At 40.9% G+C, this 18,230-nt stretch carries 19 protein-coding genes and 1 pseudogene; 16 read left to right on the top strand and 4 right to left on the bottom strand.

The window, feature by feature from the left end; translation table 11 throughout:
* The first annotated feature begins 208 nt into the window (after window positions 1–208).
* The 3 genes from trpS (at window position 209) to BMX26_RS07260 (ending at window position 2,644) form a co-directional block, all read left to right on the top strand.
* Window positions 209–1,234 (top strand): tryptophan--tRNA ligase, encoded by a 1,026-nt coding sequence (gene trpS, locus BMX26_RS07270; RefSeq protein WP_075530780.1) that lies wholly within the window; start codon window positions 209–211, stop codon window positions 1,232–1,234.
* Between the two features lie 12 nt (window positions 1,235–1,246).
* Window positions 1,247–2,170, top strand: coding sequence for an exopolyphosphatase (locus BMX26_RS07265; RefSeq protein ID WP_075530779.1), 924 nt, complete (start codon window positions 1,247–1,249; stop codon window positions 2,168–2,170).
* A 135-nt stretch (window positions 2,171–2,305) separates the two neighbouring features.
* Window positions 2,306–2,644 (top strand): hypothetical protein, encoded by a 339-nt coding sequence (locus BMX26_RS07260; protein ID WP_075530778.1) that lies wholly within the window; start codon window positions 2,306–2,308, stop codon window positions 2,642–2,644.
* Between the two features lie 85 nt (window positions 2,645–2,729).
* Here BMX26_RS07260 and BMX26_RS07255 read toward each other — a convergent pair whose 3' ends face one another.
* The gene (locus BMX26_RS07255; RefSeq protein WP_075530777.1) at window positions 2,730–3,473 is read right to left on the bottom strand and encodes a substrate-binding periplasmic protein; all 744 of its coding nucleotides are present in this window, start codon (window positions 3,471–3,473) and stop codon (window positions 2,730–2,732) included.
* Window positions 3,474–3,546: 73 nt separating this feature from the next.
* On the opposite strand from BMX26_RS07255, the gene BMX26_RS07250 reads away from it, so the two are divergent.
* The 8 genes from BMX26_RS07250 (at window position 3,547) to BMX26_RS07215 (ending at window position 10,960) form a co-directional block, all read left to right on the top strand.
* Window positions 3,547–4,806 carry a hydroxymethylglutaryl-CoA reductase, degradative gene (locus BMX26_RS07250; RefSeq protein WP_075530776.1) on the top strand — a complete coding sequence of 420 codons (1,260 nt, stop codon included), beginning with the start codon at window positions 3,547–3,549 and terminating at the stop codon, window positions 4,804–4,806.
* A 14-nt stretch (window positions 4,807–4,820) separates the two neighbouring features.
* Window positions 4,821–5,522, top strand: coding sequence for an NAD-dependent protein deacylase (locus BMX26_RS07245; RefSeq protein WP_075530775.1), 702 nt, complete (start codon window positions 4,821–4,823; stop codon window positions 5,520–5,522).
* Between the two features lie 16 nt (window positions 5,523–5,538).
* Window positions 5,539–6,255 carry an alpha/beta hydrolase gene (locus BMX26_RS07240; protein WP_075530774.1) on the top strand — a complete coding sequence of 239 codons (717 nt, stop codon included), beginning with the start codon at window positions 5,539–5,541 and terminating at the stop codon, window positions 6,253–6,255.
* Window positions 6,256–6,286: 31 nt separating this feature from the next.
* Window positions 6,287–8,344 carry a methionine--tRNA ligase gene (gene metG / locus BMX26_RS07235; protein ID WP_412771409.1) on the top strand — a complete coding sequence of 686 codons (2,058 nt, stop codon included), beginning with the start codon at window positions 6,287–6,289 and terminating at the stop codon, window positions 8,342–8,344.
* Window positions 8,345–8,398: 54 nt separating this feature from the next.
* On the top strand, window positions 8,399–9,169 hold the full coding sequence (locus BMX26_RS07230; protein WP_075530773.1) for a TatD family hydrolase: 771 nt from the start codon (window positions 8,399–8,401) through the stop codon (window positions 9,167–9,169).
* A gap of 4 nt (window positions 9,170–9,173) precedes the next feature.
* Window positions 9,174–9,725 carry a ribonuclease M5 gene (rnmV, locus tag BMX26_RS07225; RefSeq protein ID WP_173647868.1) on the top strand — a complete coding sequence of 184 codons (552 nt, stop codon included), beginning with the start codon at window positions 9,174–9,176 and terminating at the stop codon, window positions 9,723–9,725.
* Window positions 9,725–10,615, top strand: a complete 891-nt coding sequence (rsmA, locus tag BMX26_RS07220) for a 16S rRNA (adenine(1518)-N(6)/adenine(1519)-N(6))-dimethyltransferase RsmA (protein ID WP_075530771.1) — start codon at window positions 9,725–9,727, stop codon at window positions 10,613–10,615. Before rnmV ends, rsmA begins: the two co-directional genes overlap by 1 nt.
* A gap of 90 nt (window positions 10,616–10,705) precedes the next feature.
* Window positions 10,706–10,960 carry a Veg family protein gene (locus BMX26_RS07215; RefSeq protein WP_075530770.1) on the top strand — a complete coding sequence of 85 codons (255 nt, stop codon included), beginning with the start codon at window positions 10,706–10,708 and terminating at the stop codon, window positions 10,958–10,960.
* Between the two features lie 73 nt (window positions 10,961–11,033).
* Here the strand turns inward: BMX26_RS07215 and BMX26_RS07210 are convergent, their stop codons facing one another.
* The 3 genes from BMX26_RS07210 to BMX26_RS07200 all read right to left on the bottom strand — a co-directional run bounded on the left by BMX26_RS07210 (window position 11,034) and on the right by BMX26_RS07200 (window position 14,009).
* Window positions 11,034–11,606 (bottom strand): TetR/AcrR family transcriptional regulator, encoded by a 573-nt coding sequence (locus tag BMX26_RS07210; protein ID WP_075530769.1) that lies wholly within the window; start codon window positions 11,604–11,606, stop codon window positions 11,034–11,036.
* A 348-nt stretch (window positions 11,607–11,954) separates the two neighbouring features.
* Window positions 11,955–12,818 (bottom strand): 4-(cytidine 5'-diphospho)-2-C-methyl-D-erythritol kinase, encoded by an 864-nt coding sequence (gene ispE, locus BMX26_RS07205; protein ID WP_075530768.1) that lies wholly within the window; start codon window positions 12,816–12,818, stop codon window positions 11,955–11,957.
* A 36-nt stretch (window positions 12,819–12,854) separates the two neighbouring features.
* Complete coding sequence (locus tag BMX26_RS07200) at window positions 12,855–14,009, bottom strand: glycerate kinase (protein WP_075530767.1); 1,155 nt, start codon at window positions 14,007–14,009, stop codon at window positions 12,855–12,857.
* A gap of 133 nt (window positions 14,010–14,142) precedes the next feature.
* Here BMX26_RS07200 and BMX26_RS07195 point away from each other — a divergent pair, with 133 nt between their 5' ends.
* The 5 genes and pseudogenes from BMX26_RS07195 to BMX26_RS09620 all read left to right on the top strand — a co-directional run bounded on the left by BMX26_RS07195 (window position 14,143) and on the right by BMX26_RS09620 (window position 18,113).
* On the top strand, window positions 14,143–15,768 hold the full coding sequence (locus BMX26_RS07195; protein WP_075530766.1) for a glycoside hydrolase family 13 protein: 1,626 nt from the start codon (window positions 14,143–14,145) through the stop codon (window positions 15,766–15,768).
* Window positions 15,769–16,027: 259 nt separating this feature from the next.
* Window positions 16,028–16,864, top strand: coding sequence for a pur operon repressor (purR, locus tag BMX26_RS07190; RefSeq protein ID WP_075530765.1), 837 nt, complete (start codon window positions 16,028–16,030; stop codon window positions 16,862–16,864).
* 331 nt (window positions 16,865–17,195) lie between these two features.
* Window positions 17,196–17,567: pseudogene (locus BMX26_RS07185) on the top strand (ATP-binding cassette domain-containing protein); the annotation flags it as partial.
* On the top strand, window positions 17,567–17,971 hold the full coding sequence (locus BMX26_RS07180; RefSeq protein ID WP_075530763.1) for an ABC transporter permease: 405 nt from the start codon (window positions 17,567–17,569) through the stop codon (window positions 17,969–17,971). The pseudogene BMX26_RS07185 and the gene BMX26_RS07180, both read left to right, overlap by 1 nt.
* Complete coding sequence (locus BMX26_RS09620; protein WP_180366061.1) at window positions 17,943–18,113, top strand: hypothetical protein; 171 nt, start codon at window positions 17,943–17,945, stop codon at window positions 18,111–18,113. The genes BMX26_RS07180 and BMX26_RS09620 overlap by 29 nt, the downstream gene beginning before the upstream one ends.
* Window positions 18,114–18,230: the final 117 nt, after the last annotated feature.

Raw genomic sequence — 18,230 nt, 5'->3', positions numbered from 1 at the left:
CGCTGAAGGGTTAAAGTAGCAAAGTACAAACAGAGAGCTTTTAGCCGGTGAAAGAAAGCACACTGAGCGAATTGGAGCCTGGAGAAACCAATTGAATAAATGAAGCGGCAATTATTTGCAAAATAGGTGGCACCACGGTAACTCGTCCTATTCTTTTTTAAGAATAGTGCGGGTTTTTTATTTTGCAAAAAAAGAAAGGAAGTCAATTATGGCAAAAGAAATTTTTTTAACAGGCGACCGTCCTACCGGCAAACTTCACATTGGACATTACGTTGGTTCTTTGAAAAACCGGGTCAAGATGCAGGATTCAGACAAGTATGAACCTTACATCATGATTGCTGATCAACAGGCTCTGACTGACAATGCGCGTGATCCTGAAAAAATTAAAAATTCGTTGATTCAAGTGGCTTTAGATTACTTGGCCGTCGGCATTGATCCTAAAAAATCAACCATTTTTGTGCAATCACAAATCCCAGCCTTGTCTGAACTTAATCTGTATTATTTAAACTTGGTAACTGTATCCCGTTTGGAAAGAAATCCGACGGTTAAAGCTGAAATTCAGCAAAAGAATTTTGAACGGTCGATTCCCGCCGGCTTTTTCACTTATCCTGTTAGCCAAGCTGCTGATATCACGGCTTTCAAGGCTAAATATGTGCCAGTTGGCGATGACCAGGAACCGATGCTAGAACAAGCCCGTGAAATTGTACGCAGTTTCAACTCCATCTATGGTGAAGTTTTAGTTGAACCTGAAGGCATTTTCCCTGAAAAAGGTAGTGGACGCTTGCCTGGATTAGACGGCAATGCCAAGATGAGCAAGTCTTTGGGCAACTGCATTTACCTCTCAGATGATGCAGATACATTACAAAAAAAAGTTATGTCCATGTACACTGATCCTAACCATATCCACGTAGAAGATCCTGGTCAAATTGAAGGCAACATGGTCTTTACTTATCTTGATATCTTTGATCCAGATACGAAAAAAGTTGCTGAATTAAAGGAACACTATCAAGCCGGCGGTTTAGGCGATGTGAAAATTAAGCGCTATTTGAATGAAGTTTTGGAAAATGAATTAGGGCCAATCAGAAAGCGGCGCGAAGAATTCGCCCAAGATTTGCCAAGCGTATACAAAATGTTAAAAGACGGCAGCGACAAGGCTAATGAAGTAGCCAACCAAACCTTAAAAGAAGTCAGAGCTGCTATTGGTGTAAACTATTTTGATAATTTGACTAAATAAGAGGCGATAAAAATGAAAAATTTAGTCATGTTAGATTTAGGCTCCAACTCAACCCGCATGTCCATTAATCAAGTTGATGATCAAGGCAATTTCAAAGAAATTAAGCGTTTAAAGCAGATGACCCGCATGGCTGAAGGAATGGGCAAAGAAGGGCCTAAAGTCTTAGATGAAGAGGCAATTGCCAGAACCTTGGATGCTTTAAAAAATTTCCAAGCAGAATATCGTGACCTGCCTAACTTAACTTTGCGCGGAATTGCTACCGAAGCGGTACGGTCAGCGGATAACAGTTTAGATTTTTTGAACCAGGTCAAAGAACTTACCGGGGTTGATATTGAAGTTTTATCCGGTAGCGCTGAAGCTTATTATGATTACGTTGGGGTCATTAATGCTTTAGATATTTCTGACTGTGTCATCTGTGATATGGGCGGGGGCAGTTTTGAATTAGTAACCGTCAAGGATAAGAAGGCTTTGAGTTATGTATCCATTCCTTATGGGGCTGTCAGTTTAGCGGAAAAATTCAAGAGTCATGACATGATTACTGCGCAAGATTTATTCAAATTTGAGCGGTTCATCATGCAAAAATTTCGCCAGCTGCCGTGGCTTTTAGAGGGCAAAAAGCTTCCTTTGGTCTTGTTGGGCGGAGCTAGCCGCACTGTAGCCCGCAAGGAAATGGCTCGGTTAGGCAAGCTGGATAAAATGCAGTTTCACGGGATGAAAATGTCAGCTTATTCTTTTATTCAAACCTATATTGAATGGCTGGGGATGGATAAAACAGCTCGCCAGCAGGCTTTAGGACCGGAAAAAGACCGCGCTGATATTATTATCTCAGGGTTGACACCGATTGCTTTATTGATTGAATATTTACAAATTCCCGAAATTATTTTCTCTGAATCAGGTGTCAGAGAAGGGGTTATTTATTCCATGATTAGAAAGTAATTTTATAAGAAGGTTTTAGGACCTTCTTTTTTTAGAAAAGAATGAAACCGTTTTATAAAAAAGCTTGACTATTTATTAAGTAAGCGCTATCATAATAGACGTGATAAAGATTTAACGGTTTGGAGGAAGATAAATATGGATCAAAAGAAATTAGCTGTAAACGTTGTTGTTCCTGCTTCACTCGAAATGGGCTATGTCAGCCAAGGTTCAACAATCTTTGATAGTGCAAAGATTGCTGAATTGACTGATCGTTTGGGGGATAATTTTGAAGTTTCTTCAATCGAATATGATGGTCATGCACTGCGCGGCTCATACCGCAAAGACGGTGTAACCATCGTGCCAAAGCAATTCGACAAGGCAGTTGCAGGACGGCTTGAAGGTGGCAAAATTGTAGCTGATATTGATCTTGACCATGCTGGTGCTATTGATCAATTAGTATCTGAAATTGATACCCACTTCAACCTAGCTCGCTAATAACTTAAAAAAAGAAAACTAATTTGATATCAAAGCCCGCTTTAAGCGGGTTTTTTGCTATAAAAAAAGCTGTTCTTAAAACAGCTTAATTTAACGTTAGATTTTGACCAAGATAGGTTTGTGATAACTGGGCTAAAACCTGCCGGTCGGCTAATTTGTTTAATTTGCAGTCAACTTTATTAATTAAGGCCGCTTTTTTGCCCACAACAACAAATTGCGAAGCTGTTACCTGCGGGTCAGCAATTTTGACAAGTATTTGGCCCTGCTGGCGAAAGTTAGTGCTGTCAGAGACTTCGATTAGTTCGGGGTGATCTTTTAAATAATTGGTGTAAGTATGCGTTAAAACGAGGCCCGCTTTGATTTGGCCTTGATTTAAAGCTCGATTTAAAGCCTTCATTGAAGGGTAGCGCTTAGTTTTGAGATGCAAGTTGTGGGCTAAAGCTTGCTGTGATTCAAATGACAGGATGCCTATTGTTTGACCCTTAAGCTTTGAAAGCCGCTGGTACTTGCTGTCTTGGCGGGTAAATAAGATATTGCGCACATAGAGGTAAGGTGTGGAAGTAGCATAAAAAGCTTGATTAAGATCTTGATCATTAAAAGCTCCTAAGGCTAAATCAACCTTTTTGTGGCGGACAGCTTTTAAAAGTGACTTTTGCGTCCGGTAGCGTTTAATATGCGCTTTAGGGTAGATTTTTTTAGTTAAGGCTTTTTCATAATTAGTATAGGGCTGATTATTTTGTAAAAGGCCGACCGTCAAAGCCAAAGCCTTGTTGGGACATAGCCATACTGTCAGTAAGATTCCTAAAGCGAGCAGAAATTTTTTAAACATGGAGTCACCGCCTTTAATAGATTGCCTCATCCATTATATAATAAATAATGATTTAAACCAATGAGGTGAAAAAATGCAAGGTTTTGAGAAGTACTATAAAAAAGATTGGTCCGAGCGGTTGGACATTTTAAAATCTGTCTTAAATGAAGACGAGTTGCAACTGCTGCAAGCCAGCGTCCAAAATCACGAACTGGATGAGACAATGATTGAAAATTTTATCACCGAATACCACCTGCCAGAGGGTTTAGCTTTAAATTATGTGGTGGATGGATGTGAATACTTAATCCCTATGGTTACGGAAGAACCTTCGGTGATTGCAGCTGCTAGTCATGGCGGTTCTTTAGTAAAAAAGGCTGGCGGATTTAAGACCAGCTTTGAAGAACGGCTGATGATCGGACAAGTGGTGATTGCTGGGGTTGTGGATGAAGCAAAGACACTATCCCTGTTGCAAAAGCAGCAAGACAGGCTGTTAGAAACGGCTAATTTAGCCCACCCTTCGATTGTCAAACGCGGTGGCGGCGCTAAAAAGATTCGTTTGCGCCCCTTAGGGCAAGGTATGCTGTCAGTCGATTTATTCGTTGATGTCAAAGAAGCTATGGGAGCTAACATGCTTAACACCATGTTGGAAGCTTGCGGACATTATCTGACGGAACTTAATTTAGACGTGGTTATGTGCATCTTGTCAAATTATGCAACAGCATCAGTGGTAACCAGCACCTGCACGCTGCCAAGCGCACTTTTGGTTAAGAAGGGGCTTGATGGAAGCCGCATTGCGCAAAAAATCGCTCAAGCTTCGCAACTGGCTCAAATTGATCCTTACCGGGCGGCTACCCATAATAAAGGAATTATGAATGGCATCGATGCTTGCGTATTAGCCAGCGGCAATGATTTTAGAGCCGTTGAAGCCGGTGCTCATGCTTATGCCAGCCGTACCGGCCAATATCGCGGTTTGACAACGTGGACTTATGATGAAAAAAAAGATGAGTTAACCGGCCGGATTGCTTTGCCGCTGGCACTAGGATCTGTGGGCGGCTCGATTTCAATTGTACCACTGGTGCAAGTCAACCGGCAGCTGATGCAAAATCCTGACGCCAAGCGACTGGCTCAAATTATTGCTTCCGTTGGGTTAGGTCAAAATTTAGCTGCTTTGTATGCTTTAGTAACCGAAGGCATTCAGCAGGGACATATGCGCTTGCAGCTGAAGTCTTTGGCCAAAAGTGTCGGAGCCAAGGAAAATGAAATCAATTTATTAGTGGAAGCTTTGGAAAAAGTCCACAAAAGAGATTCGCACAGCGCCGAGCTTTTATTAGCTGAAATCAGAGAAAATAACTAGAAAGGAACTTTTGTATGACAGCGTTAAATGAATTAATCAAAAAAGCTAATCAAGTCGTTTTTTTAACCGGTGCCGGTGTGTCAACGGCGTCGGGCATTCCTGATTATCGCTCTAAAAATGGTTTGTATCAAACAGGCGAACGTCCGGAATACCTGCTTAGTTTAACCTGTCTTCAAAAAGAACCGCAAAAACATTATCAATTTGTTAAAGAAAAGATGTTTTATCCTGAGGCGAATCCCAATATTATCCACGAAAAAATGGCCCAGCTATGCTTAAAGGGCAGGGCTAAAATTGTGACGCAAAATGTTGATGGCCTGCACCAAAAGGCCGGAACTCCCCGAGATTGTCTCGTCGAATTTCATGGTAATCTCTATGATATTTATTGCCAAAAATGTGGCCAAAAAGTCCCCTATGAAAGCTACCTGCAGTCAATGGTGCATGCAGGATGCGGCGGTATTTTAAGGACCAACATTGTTTTATACGAAGAAGGCATTGAACAAAGCCGCTTGCTTAAAGCACTTAAAGCTGTCAATGAAGCCGATTTGATTGTGGTCTGCGGAACTTCTTTAGTGGTGTATCCTTTTGCCGGTTTATTGGAATATCGTCAACCTCAGGCTAAAATCGTTGCCGTTAACCGCGAGCAAATCTCTTTACCTAAAGGTGCTTCTTTAATTTTGGCGGATGCCCAAGAAGTCTTTTCTAAAATTGAAATTTAAATAAAGGATTGATTCTATGTCAATGAAGAAACGTAAGCAACTAACAGCTGTAGGTTTAGTATTAGCTATTTTATGCTTAATATTTATGGCTTTAAGGCACCAAACATATCAACCAAGTACGCTGGCTTCAAATTCAGCCTCAAAAGCGACTATTAGCCGGAATTTTACCGAATTTAAGGGCTTATCAACGAAGCCTCTGGTCATTTTTTATCCAGGAGCTTTAGTTGAACCAAATAGTTACAGTATTTGGGCCCAACAGTTGTCTAAGCATGGCTACCGTGTGGCAATTGCTCATTTTCCAATGGATTTTGCCCTGTTGGCGGTTAATCGTGCTGATCAGTACAGCCAAAAGACCCCATATGTTATTGGCGGCCATTCGCTAGGCGGGGTTTGTGCGGCACGGTATGCTAATAAGCATCAAAAACAAAAAAATCTCAAGGGCGTCTTCTTTTTAGCCAGTTATGCAGACCAAAAGGGAAATTTATCTAAGACAAAATTGCCCGTTTTACAGGTGACAGCTACTAATGATGGCGTCATCAAAAAATCCCGTTTGAAGCAAAATGCTAAATATTTGCCGCAAACTACGACTAAAAAAGTCATTAAAGGCGGTAATCATGCTGGTTTTGGTTCGTACGGAGCACAAAAAGGCGATAAAAAAGCGACCATTTCTAATGCCAGCCAGCAAAGACAAGTTGCGCAGCTGCTTTTAGCATGGCTTGCAAAAATCAAGTAAAGCTTATCAGATTTTATGTTATACTGATAATATCTTTGAAACGAAAACGAAGGGAAATGAAGTAATGGCTGAAAAACCAACATTTTACATTACCACGCCGATTTATTATCCATCTGGCAAATTGCATATCGGTAATTCATATACAACAATTGCTTGTGACGTCTTAGCACGTTACAAGCGTCTTCAGGGCTATGATGTTTTCTTCTTAACAGGGACTGATGAACATGGTCTTAAGATTGAAGAAAAAGCTGAAAGCTTAAAGATGACTCCGCAAGCTTACGTTGATATGATGGCAGATCAAATCAAAGACTTGTGGAAATTGCTGGAAATCAGCAATGATAAATTTATCCGTACCACTGACGATTACCATGTCAAAGCTATCCAAGATATTTTTGAAAAGCTTTTAGCTAAAGGCGATATTTACTTGGGCAAGTATAAAGGATGGTATTCGGTTTCCGATGAAGAGTACTTTACCGAATCACAATTAGCCGAAGTATATCGTGACGAAAACGGCAAGATGATTGGGGGCAAGGCTCCTTCTGGCCATGAAGTTGAATTAGTCGAAGAAGACTGCTACTTCTTTAGAATGTCCAAATATGCCGACAAGCTTGTACAATATTATGATGAACATCCTGATTTCATCATGCCTCAAACCCGCAAAAATGAAATGTTAAACAACTTCATCAAGCCTGGGTTGGAGGATTTGGCTTTGACTAGAACCAGCTTTGATTGGGGGATTAAAGTCAAAAGTGACCCTAAGCACGTGGTTTACGTGTGGATTGATGCCTTGTGCAACTATATCACTGCTTTAGGCTATGATGGTGCTGATGATTCGTTATTCAAAAAGTTTTGGCCTGCTGATATTCAAATGGTTGGTAAAGAAATCGTGCGTTTCCACACCATTTACTGGCCAATTATCTTGATGGCTTTAGACTTGCCTTTGCCAAAGCATATCTTAGGTCATGGCTGGCTTTTGATGAAAGACGGCAAGATGTCCAAGTCCAAAGGAAACGTTATTTATCCAGAAATGGTTGTGGAACGCTATGGCCTTGACGCCTTGCGCTACTACTTAGTTCATGCCGTTCCTTATGGTAATGATGGTATCTTTACCCCAGAAGATTTCATTAATCGTGTCAACTCTGATTTGGCTAATGACTTGGGTAACTTGCTCAACCGGACAGTAGCGATGATTAACAAGTATCGTGATGGTAAAATTCCAGCTTTGAAAGCTGGTGTTACAGCTGTTGATCAAAGTTTAGAAGAAGCGGCTGTTTTAGCTGTTAAAGAATATGAAGCTGGTCTTGATACTGCTCACTTCACTCAAGCTTTGGACAATTTGTGGAAATTTGTTGCGCGGACTAACAAATATATCGATGAAACCACACCTTGGGCTTTAGCTAAAGATGACACTAAACAAGCTGAACTTGATAGCGTCCTAGCTCACTTGGCTGCTAGCTTAAGAATGATTGCTATCTTGCTTCAGCCTGTAATGACGCATGCACCAAAGCAAATCTTCGCTCAACTTGGCTTGCCAACGGATAACATGGATATCAAAGGAATTGATTACTTTGCCTTGCCAGATGGCTGTCAAGTGGTAGCCAAGGGCGAACCAATCTTTCCACGGTTAGACGTTGAAGCTGAAGTGGAATATTTGAAGGCGAAGATGACTAAGAATGAAAAAGCCAAAGGACGCAAGGCAATGGCGCAAAAGGCTATGGCCAGCTATGATCCTGAAAAGACGGAACTGAACTTGACCAAAAAGCAAATCCGCTTTGATAAATTTGATAAAGTTGAACTCAAAGTTGCTGAAATCAAGGCTGTTTCTAAGGTTGAAGGCTCTGATAAATTGCTGTGCTTCCGCCTTGATGCTGGTGACAACGGTGAACGGCAAATCTTATCCGGTATTGCTAAGTGGTATCCAGAACCAGAAAAGCTGGTCGGTAAGAAAGTTGCCATTGTAGCTAACTTGCAACCACGTCCAATGATGGGGACTGTTAGTCAGGGCATGTTGCTTTCAGCTGAATACGGCGATACAGTTAAATTAATTACCGTGCCTGACGATATTCCAGCCGGCGCACTTTTAGGCTAACATGAAAGGGTCAGGTTGTACCTGGCTCTTTTTTAGTAGAAAGAAAGGCAAAAAATGGAAATATTTGATTCACATACACATATTAATTCCACTGAATTTAAAGATGATATTCCCGATGTTATCCAGCGGGCACGGGCTTTAGATGTCACAGAAATGCTGGTTTTGGCCTATGATCAAAAAAGCGCTGATGTTTTATGCCGGCTTTTAGATCAATCTGAAAAGGTTTATGGGGCTTGCGGCTGCCATCCTGAAGATGCATTAAAATATGACGACAGATATGAAGCGCAGTTAAGACATTATTTAAGCCACAAAAAAATGGTTGCAGTCGGCGAAATTGGGCTGGATTACCACTGTGATGTGCCTAAAGAGGCCCAATTTACTGCCTTAAAAAAACAGATTAGTCTAGCCCATGAATTAAAATTGCCGATTTCAATTCACAACCGCGACTCCATTGAAGATTGCTACCACATTTTAAAGGAAACTAATGCGGCTGAATATGGCGGCATTATGCATAGCTTCAACGGGGATGAGCAATGGGCGCAAAAATTTTTAGACCTGGGCTTTAATCTGTCCTATAGCGGGGTTTGCACTTTTGGCAATGCTAAAGAGGTTAGACAGGCAATTTTACAGACGCCATTGGACCGAATCATGGTCGAAACAGATGCACCTTACTTGACACCACTGCCATTTCGTGGAAAGATGAATGAGCCGGCTATGACGCGCTACACGTTAGAATTTATCGCGTCACTGCTTAAGATACCAGCGCAAAAATTAGCACAGGCAACGAGGGAAAATACGAAAAGAGTACTAAAGATAAATGGATGAACAAATGAAAATTAGAGAAGTCATCGTGGTTGAAGGTAAAGATGACACCAAACGTATTAATATGGCGGTTAAAGCTGATACCTTAGAGACCAGAGGATCAGCGATTAACGAAGAAACTTTGGAACAAATTGCCGATTTGCAGGAAAAAAGAGGGGTTATTGTCTTTACCGACCCTGATTTTTCAGGCGAAAAAATCCGTAAAACAATTCAAGAATATGTTCCTGGGGTCAAACACGCTTTTTTAAAGCGCAAAGATGCTGCGCCTGACCATAAAGGCAGTTTAGGTGTAGAACATGCAACTCCGGAAGCTATTAGGGAAGCGTTGAAGAACCTTTACACTGAAGAACCGGATAGCGAACCGCTGATTTCCAGACAGGATTTATTTGAAGCAGGTTTGATTGATGGCCCTGGTTCAAAAGGCAAGCGGATTTTGTTATGCGATGAGTTGGGAATCGGCTATGTGAATGGCAAGCAACTGCAAAAACGCCTCAATCTTTTCCAGATTACCAAAGAAGAATTTAACCAGGCACTTGCCCGTATTGAGGAGGAAAAATAATGGATAATCCACAGATTGCAAGTCCGGCTCGGACACGCGCTATCATGGAAAGGTATAATTTAACCTTTAAAAAAAGCTTAGGCCAAAACTTTTTGACTGATATTAATATTTTACGTAAAATTGTGGCTGCTGCTGAAGTTTCAACTGATGATGACGTCATTGAAATCGGTCCGGGTATTGGTGCTTTAACGGAGCAATTAGCTCACAAGGCTCACCAAGTGATGGCTTTGGAAATTGATGATCGTTTGATTCCAGTTTTAGGCGAAACCTTAGCCCCTTATGATAATGTCACGATTATTAAGCAGGATGTTTTGAAAGCCGACTTAAAGCAGGTAATCGCAGAACATTTTGACGGACAGCATCGATTGAAATTGGTAGCCAATCTGCCTTATTACATTACCACACCTATTATCATGCATATTTTAGAAGGCGATGTTGATTTTGATGCCATTGTAGTTATGATGCAAAAAGAAGTTGCTCAACGTTTATCTGCTCACCCAGGGACAAAGGATTACGGCTCTTTGTCTGTAGCTGTTCAATATGAAATGGACGCCAAAATTGCCTTTATTGTGCCTAAGACGGTCTTTATGCCTCAACCAAAAGTTGATTCAGCGATTGTATATTTAAGTAAACGGACTGAGCAAAGAGTTAAGCCTAAAAATGAAGCTTTTTTCAAGCAAATGGTCAAAGGAATTTTCTTGCACCGACGCAAGAGTCTATGGAATAATTTGCAGGGCTTATATGGCAAAGAACCCGAAACCAAGGCTAAATTGGAGCAAGTTTTAGCGGACCTGGGCTTTGAAAAAGCGGTCCGGGCGGAACGGTTGTCGATTGAAGAGATGATTCAATTGGCTGATGGTTTATTTGCTAAAAAAATAGCGGGAAAATAGCGAGATTTTATTGAAGTTATAATGCTATTATGGTATAATATTGCTTTTTCTGTGAAACTATGTTAAAATGTTTCACAGGAGGATGAAGTCATGCCAAATAATTTAGCTGATATTAAAAATAAACTTGATCGTTGTGTTGGTGACAGTTTGACCGTTACGTCCCATATTGGACGCAAGAAAGTCAATAAGTGCCATGGTGTCTTGAAAGAAACCTTCCCTGCGATTTTTATTATTGAATTGGACGATGAAAATAATGCAGTCAAGCGCGTTTCATATAGCTACACAGATGTGTTGACTAAAAACATCAAGATTGATTTTGCCTCCAGTAGCGCTGCTCAAGCATAACCAAAGAAGACAAGTTATAGGACCTTTTTAGGTCCTTTTTTTATACAAAAAAATAGTGCGTCAAAAAAACGCACTATTTTGTTTTAATGCCATCAAGCATAATTTCTACTACTTCATTTAAAGCTTCTTGATAGGTTAATTTATTTTCATGTAAAACGGAACGGGAAAGAAAATGTTCAATTGTAGCTTCGTACATTGATTGGAAGATAGGAATGGAAAAATTTCGTAATAGTCCTTTCTTTTTTCCTTCTTCCAAGAGTTCGATAGTCATTTCCCAGTTGTTTTCCAAACGGGTCAGAATTTTTTGATATAAAGGAGGATATTTTTCCCCTAAGGTTAAAATTTGTTGGAAATTCAAGTGTTCGTATTGTTTTGGAAAAACTTTCAAAACTTTTGCGGTTTTATCTAAAAGTTCTAGGTCTTCTTGCTCCATAATCTGTTTTTTTTCAACCATAATTTGATCAAAAACAAAATCAATGGTATGGGAAAAAAGATCTTCTTTGTCGCTGTAGTAATTATAAAGCGTTTTTTTACTCATTTTAAGCTGAGCTGCTAATTCATCCATGGTGAATTTAACGCCCTTTTTTTGAAAGAGTTCGCTGGTTTCATTTAAAATGCGCGCCCTTGTCAGTTGTTCGTTATTCATATAAATCCCCCCAAACACAATAGGTTTATTGTACTACAAACAGGGTACTTTGGCGAGCGGTTATGGGCTGTATGACAAGCTGGACTGCGACGAAGCGGGGCTGTCAAGCCCCCGAGGAGTAGTTCCTTGTCATTAAGCCCATGCGAGCCTAAGTCGTACTACAAACAGGGTACTTTGGCGAGCGGTTATGGGCTGTATGACAAGCTGGACTGCGACGAAGCGGGGCTGTCAAGCCCCCGAGGAGTAGTTCCTTGTCATTAAGCCCATGTGAGCCTAAGTCGTACTACAAACAGGGTGCTTTGGCGAGCGGTTAGGTATAGACAAAAAAGAGCCTCTAGCGGCTCTTTTTTAGTCTTTTAAAGAATAAGGACGCACAAGGTAAACTTCACGGCAAAAACCGCGTAAACTGTTGGTAACCCGCACGGCTCGACTGTGATTGCGGCAGATGCCAAAAACGGTTGGGCCTGTACCGGACATTTGGGCGGCATCACAGCCGAAAGAAAGCATCTTTTGTTTAATTTTCAAGATATCGGGATGATATTTTGATGTTAAAGGTTCCAAAGTGTTACCCATTTTCTTGATCATTTGCGGGTAATCGTCCTCCATAATGGCTTTGGCTACACCATCTACATCTTGATGAGTTAAATGCTCATAATCAATACGCTTTAAAATGGTAGGAGTTGAAACACTGTCTTTAGGCTTAGCAACGACTAAGTTTAGATGCTCTAAATCTTTTAAAGGTGTGATAATTTCGCCGCGTCCTGTCACGAGGGCAGGGCGACTGTAAATACAAAAAGGTACATCTGAATCAATTTCAAGACCGATTTTAGCCAGCTGCTCTAGTGTAAAGTTTAAAGCCCAAAGTTTATTGAGCCCTCTTAAGACCGCTGCGGCATCAGAAGAGCCGCCCCCCATGCCAGCAGCCACAGGAATTTTCTTGTCGAGGTAAATATCTACACCCTCATGCGTCTGTGCCAGACTTTGCATTTTCTTAGCAGCTTGAAAGGCGAGGTTGCGGTGGTCGCAAGGCAAAAAACCGCTATCGGTTCTTACGGTAATCTGATTGGTGTCAGTTCGGGTTTTGATGTGAACATAATCGGCTAAGTCAATGGAAATCATGACCATTTTCCACTCAGGTTCGCCATCGAGGTGGCGAAAAGGGGTATCGAGGCTAAAATTTAGTTTAGCTGGGGCTTTTTCTGATATTTCCATCCGGTCCACCTTTCCTATTTCAAAATATTATTCTTATTATACTTGATTTTGTCCTTTTTTAAAATACTTGGACTGTTGGCTTAGGATAAGGCGGGTAATATTTTCAGCTGTTTGGGTTAAATTGTCAGCTCCTTTAAGCAAAGCTTCATCCAATGTTTGGGGGCCGTTAACGATGGAAAAGAAGGCGTCAAAACCTTTTTCGTAAAGTAAAGTTAAATCATCCCCTAAGTGACCGCTAAGTCCGATTGCAAGACAGTTAGGACTGGCTTTTTTGGCAATTTGGACGGTGACCATAGGGGTTTTGCCAAAGGCCGTCTGAAAATCAGTACTACCTTCACCGGTGAAGACGACGTCGCATTTTTGCGCTTTTTGAAATAAGGAAACGGTATCAGCGACTAGGACAGCGCCTGACGTTCGTTTTGCCTTTAAAAAAGCCATCATGGCAAATCCTAAACCACCAGCTGCGCCGGCTCCGGGACAAGACATGAGTTCTGGAGCTACTAGAGTTCCATAATGCTTTAATAAAGCATCAAGTTTAGGCAAGTCATCAGGCTGGGCCCCTTTTTGCGGACCGAAAACAAAGCTGGCTCCTTTATGCCCAGTTAAGGGACTGGTGACGTCACAGGCCAATTTAAAATCAGCTTGTGCTAATTTAGGATTAAGCTTACTTGTATCAATCCGGGCTAAGGCAGCTAAGGCAGTGACAGCGGGTTTGAGCAAGGTGTTATTTTGATCATAAAAGCGAACACCTAAGGCTTGGGCCATGCCAAAGCCGCCATCATTGGTTGCTGATCCTCCCAGACCGATGATGAAATGTTTGGCGCCGTGGTCTAAAGCATCGTTAATTAATTCGCCTACGCCATAGCTGTTAGCTAAAAATGGATTGCGGTTTTTAGCCGTGGTGTAGGTGATACCGCAGGCCTGTGCAACTTCGATAATGGCAGTTGAGTGGTCCAAAGCATAAAAGGCGGTAACTTTTTTTGGGAGTGGTCCGGTTACCGTGCAATGGATGATGTCAGCACCTAATGCTTTAGCGATGACGCTGGTTGTACCTTCACCGCCATCAGCCATCGGAACTTTAATGATTTCTGAGTTGGGGGCGGCTTTTAAAATGCCTTTGGCAATGGCATCGCAGACTTCTTCAGCACTGAGACAATTTTTAAATGAATCAGGTGCGATTAAAAAGCGCATATAATCACCTTCTTATTAATGATAACTATATTATAGTTGAAGAGGAGTCGGAAAAAAAGTTTATAAAACCGGTTGCATAAATTCAAGTTAACGCTTACAATTAAAACGAAAAAAGATAAAGAAGGTTGATTATATGGAACGAAAATGGTGGCATAATGCCACAATTTATCAAATTTACCCCCGCAGTTTTCAAGATTCAAATGCTGATGGGATTGGGGATTTAAGAGGTATTATTCAAAGGCTTGATTATTTGGAAAAATTAGGGATTACGGCCATTTGGCTTTCGCCGGTATATCAATCGCCTAATGCGGACAATGGGTATGATATTGCTGATTACTTCAAGATTATGCCCGAATTTGGAACCATGGCCGATATGGAAGAATTAATTCAAAAAGCCGGTCAGCGTGGCATCAAAATTATTATGGATTTAGTAGTCAACCATACTTCAGATGAACACCAGTGGTTTATCGAAGCTAAAAAAGCTAAAGATAACCGGTATCGCGACTATTATATTTGGCATGATCCGGTTTTAGGACATGAACCAAACGACTTGAAGTCGCTTTTTGGCGGGTCGGCTTGGCAATATGATGAACAAACAGGTCAGTATTACCTGCACTTCTTCAGTAAAAAGCAGCCGGATTTAAACTGGGCCAATCCTAAAATGCGCCAAGATATTTACAAAATGATGGACTTTTGGATTGATAAAGGTATTGGCGGTTTTAGGATGGATGTTATCGAAATGCTGGGCAAAGAGCCTGATAAGCTGATTTCTACAAATGGCCCCAAGTTGCATGCTTACATCCAAGAGATGAATCAAAAAACTTTTGGCCAGCATGATTTATTGACAGTGGGCGAAGCTTGGAGTGCTAATCCTGAAATTGCCAAATTATATTCTAATCCCGCACGGCATGAACTTAGCCAGATTTTTCAATTTGAAACAACTTTCGCTGATCAAGCAGGTGATGATAAATGGCACACCAAAGAACTTGATATACCTTATCTGAAGCGGACCTTGGTTAAATGGCAAAAAGCTTTAGGAGATGAAGGGTGGAATAGTTTGTTTTGGGATAATCATGACCTGCCACGTGCTGTCAGCCAATACGGCGACGACCGGATTTACCGGATTGAAAGTGCCAAAATGCTGGCTATCGTCTTGCATCTGCTAAAAGGGACGCCTTATGTCTATCAAGGTGAAGAATTAGGGATGACGAATTGTCCAGTACAAGATATCAGCGAAGTTAATGATATTGAAAGTCAAAATATGTACGCCGAGGAAATTAGCAAGGGGGCACAAAAAGAAGATTTACTGGCTAAAATTAATAAAAAAGGTCGCGATAATGCCCGTACCCCAATGCAATGGGATAAAAGCTTAAATGCCGGCTTCACAAAAGGGCAGCCGTGGCTGCATGTAAACACTAATTATCCGGTGATTAATGCGCAAGCCTGTCTTGAAGATAAAAATTCCATTTTTTATACTTATCAGCAGTTAATTGCTTACCGCAAGCAGCATGATTTAGTGGTTTATGGTGATTTTACGGAAATTGAGACTGGCTTAGATGGCGTCTTTTGCTATGTGCGCCAATATCAAGGACAAAAGTTGCTGGTGTGTGCTAACTTTACCAATCAGCTGCAAAAGCTAAGTCTGAAAGGTTTTCCGCTACTGAAGGCTTGGATTGCCAACTATGCCGAAGGAGTGCTTGATTTAAGCCAAAAAGTATTGAAACCATACGAAGCCTTTGCTTGTGAAATCAAAGATTAAAGCGCAAAAGCAAGAAAAAATGTTGACGAAAACTTTTCATGGTGGTAATCTATAATAGTTTGCGACAAAAGCCGAACGTTAATTTTAAAACTGGATGTTTCCGATGAATGACCTGGTGCAGAGGGAATATTTAGCGCAAAAAGCGAACTTTTTTGGATTAAATTAACTAAAAGGCTATGAAAACACAATCATTTGCTTTATAATTAATAAATGATTGATGATATTTCGAAGATATAAACTATTTTTGGAGGAAAATATTTTGAAAACCAGAAGAAGTGATCGTCTGATTGACATGACAAGATACTTGCTTGAACGTCCGCATACCTTGATTTCATTGACCTTTTTTTCAGAGAGATATGAATCAGCCAAATCTTCCATCAGTGAAGATTTAGCTATCATTAAACGAACATTTAAATTAAGAGGTATTGGTCTTTTGGAAACCATTCCAGGTGCTGCTGGTGGTGCCCGCTTCATCCCTTCAATTTCTGAAAGCGAAGCGCGCGAATTTATTAATGATATGACTGTCGAATTATCAGAACAAGACCGCCTTTTGCCGGGGGGATATGTGTACCTTTCTGATTTATTGGGACGTCCAGATGTTTTGCGTAAAGTAGGACGGGTTATTGCTCGGCAATATATCGATAAGCAAATCGATGCCGTAATGACAGTGGCTACCAAGGGTGTGCCGATTGCCCAAAGTGTTTCGAGCTATTTGAATGTGCCATTTGTCATTGTCCGCCGCGATTCCAAGATTACGGAAGGGGCTACGGTTTCCGTCAACTATGTTTCCGGTTCAAGTGAAAGAATTGAAAAAATGGAATTATCCAAGCGTAGTTTGAAGCGCGGCTCCCATGTTTTAGTGGTGGATGATTTCATGAAGGGCGGCGGCACGGTCAACGGTATGAAGTCCATGATTGAAGAATTTGAGTCCGAATTAGTAGGGATTACGGTCTTTGCGGAAGGCTCATTTGAAGGACAACGAATGGTTGATGATTATACGTCCTTGCTCAAAGTAGACCAGGTTAATACTATGGATAAGACCATTCATGTGAGTGCCGGCAACTACTTAGAACGCGTTTTTGGTGCTGAAAAATAATTGTTTTTGACCCCTGCTCATAGCAGGGGCCTTTTTTTAGAAAATTAAGGGCGCCTTTTGACTGGAATGAAAAAATGACGTAAGTTTTAGCGGCGGCGATCCGGGATGGCGGTTGCTGGATGCAATTTTATACTGTTTTACAACTATCATGGGTTTTCGGATTAAAACAAAAAGATAATGGAACAGACAATTTAAAGAGCAGCAAAAATTTAATTTCAGATTTTGGCTGCTTTTTTTATATTTCCTTGGCGTCATTACATAAAGGAACAAGGCTAAAAAAGATTTAATGTCGCTTATTTAAACAAATTTTCAAAAATATGGTGAACAAACCGTTTTACATTCAGTTGATTTGACAGACGACCTACAAAAGCGCGTTTTGGGCTATTCTGGCAGGATGAAGCGGAGATTATCTTTAGCAATTGCTTTATTGGTAAATCCAAGCTTGATGATTTTAGACGAACCGACTGTCGGGATTTACCCGGCCCTAAGAAAAAAGATTTGGAAGGAATTGGCTTCCATCAGAGATGCAGGCAGAAGTGTTCTGGTGACAACCCATGTTACGAACGAAGCAGAACTTACCGACCGGGTGGCCTTGCTTTTGTACGGCGATATCATTGCCTTTGACAAGCCCAAGGTTTTGGAAGCCCAATACCAGGTCGACACGATTGAAGAAGTATTCTTGAAAGCAGAAGGTGAGCAATAATGAGAACATGGACAATTGCTAAAAGAGTTATGTTAGAGCTGTTTAGGGATAAGCGGACCTTGGCTTTGATGTTTATTGCACCGCTTTTGATTTTGTGGCTGCTGAGTGTTATGTTTTCGGTCAACAGTGATGTTAACGTTAAGTTAGCGACAGTTGACGTTAACCAGACTGTTATCAAAAACATGCAGAAAGTTGACGGAGTTTCGATTAAGCAATACTCGTCTAAAAAAGATGCTAAAGAAGCTTTGAAAGATGATAAAATAGATGGTGTAATTGTTCAAAGAGATAATAAATACACGGTAACTTACGCTAATACCGATTCTTCAAAGACCACTTTGACCAAGCAGACAAAGAGAACTTGGAATGGTTTTGGATATGGCAAACAAGATTCATCCGGAATATGACCAGGTAGTGCTACTGCGAAGCTTCATCGGGCCTTTGGGAGCTTACTTTGTGCAACGCTTTATTTTAGCGCCAAACCTTCCTTACGATGAGGAAAGAGACCTGGCTTTGGTTGAAAAACAGGTTTTGAGTGTTTGGAAATAACGTAAAAAAAACTGGAAAAAAATTTCAAAAGATGATATTTTAAGCTTTGAAAAATTACCTTATTTTCAGCAGCTTAATTTTAAAGTCTTTGTTGACAGCTTTTAAATTCGATAAAAA

Source organism: Ligilactobacillus sp. WC1T17 (assembly GCA_900110005.1).
Classification (GTDB): domain Bacteria; phylum Bacillota; class Bacilli; order Lactobacillales; family Lactobacillaceae; genus Ligilactobacillus; species Ligilactobacillus ruminis_A.
This window is presented reverse-complemented; position numbering and strand designations above follow the sequence as displayed.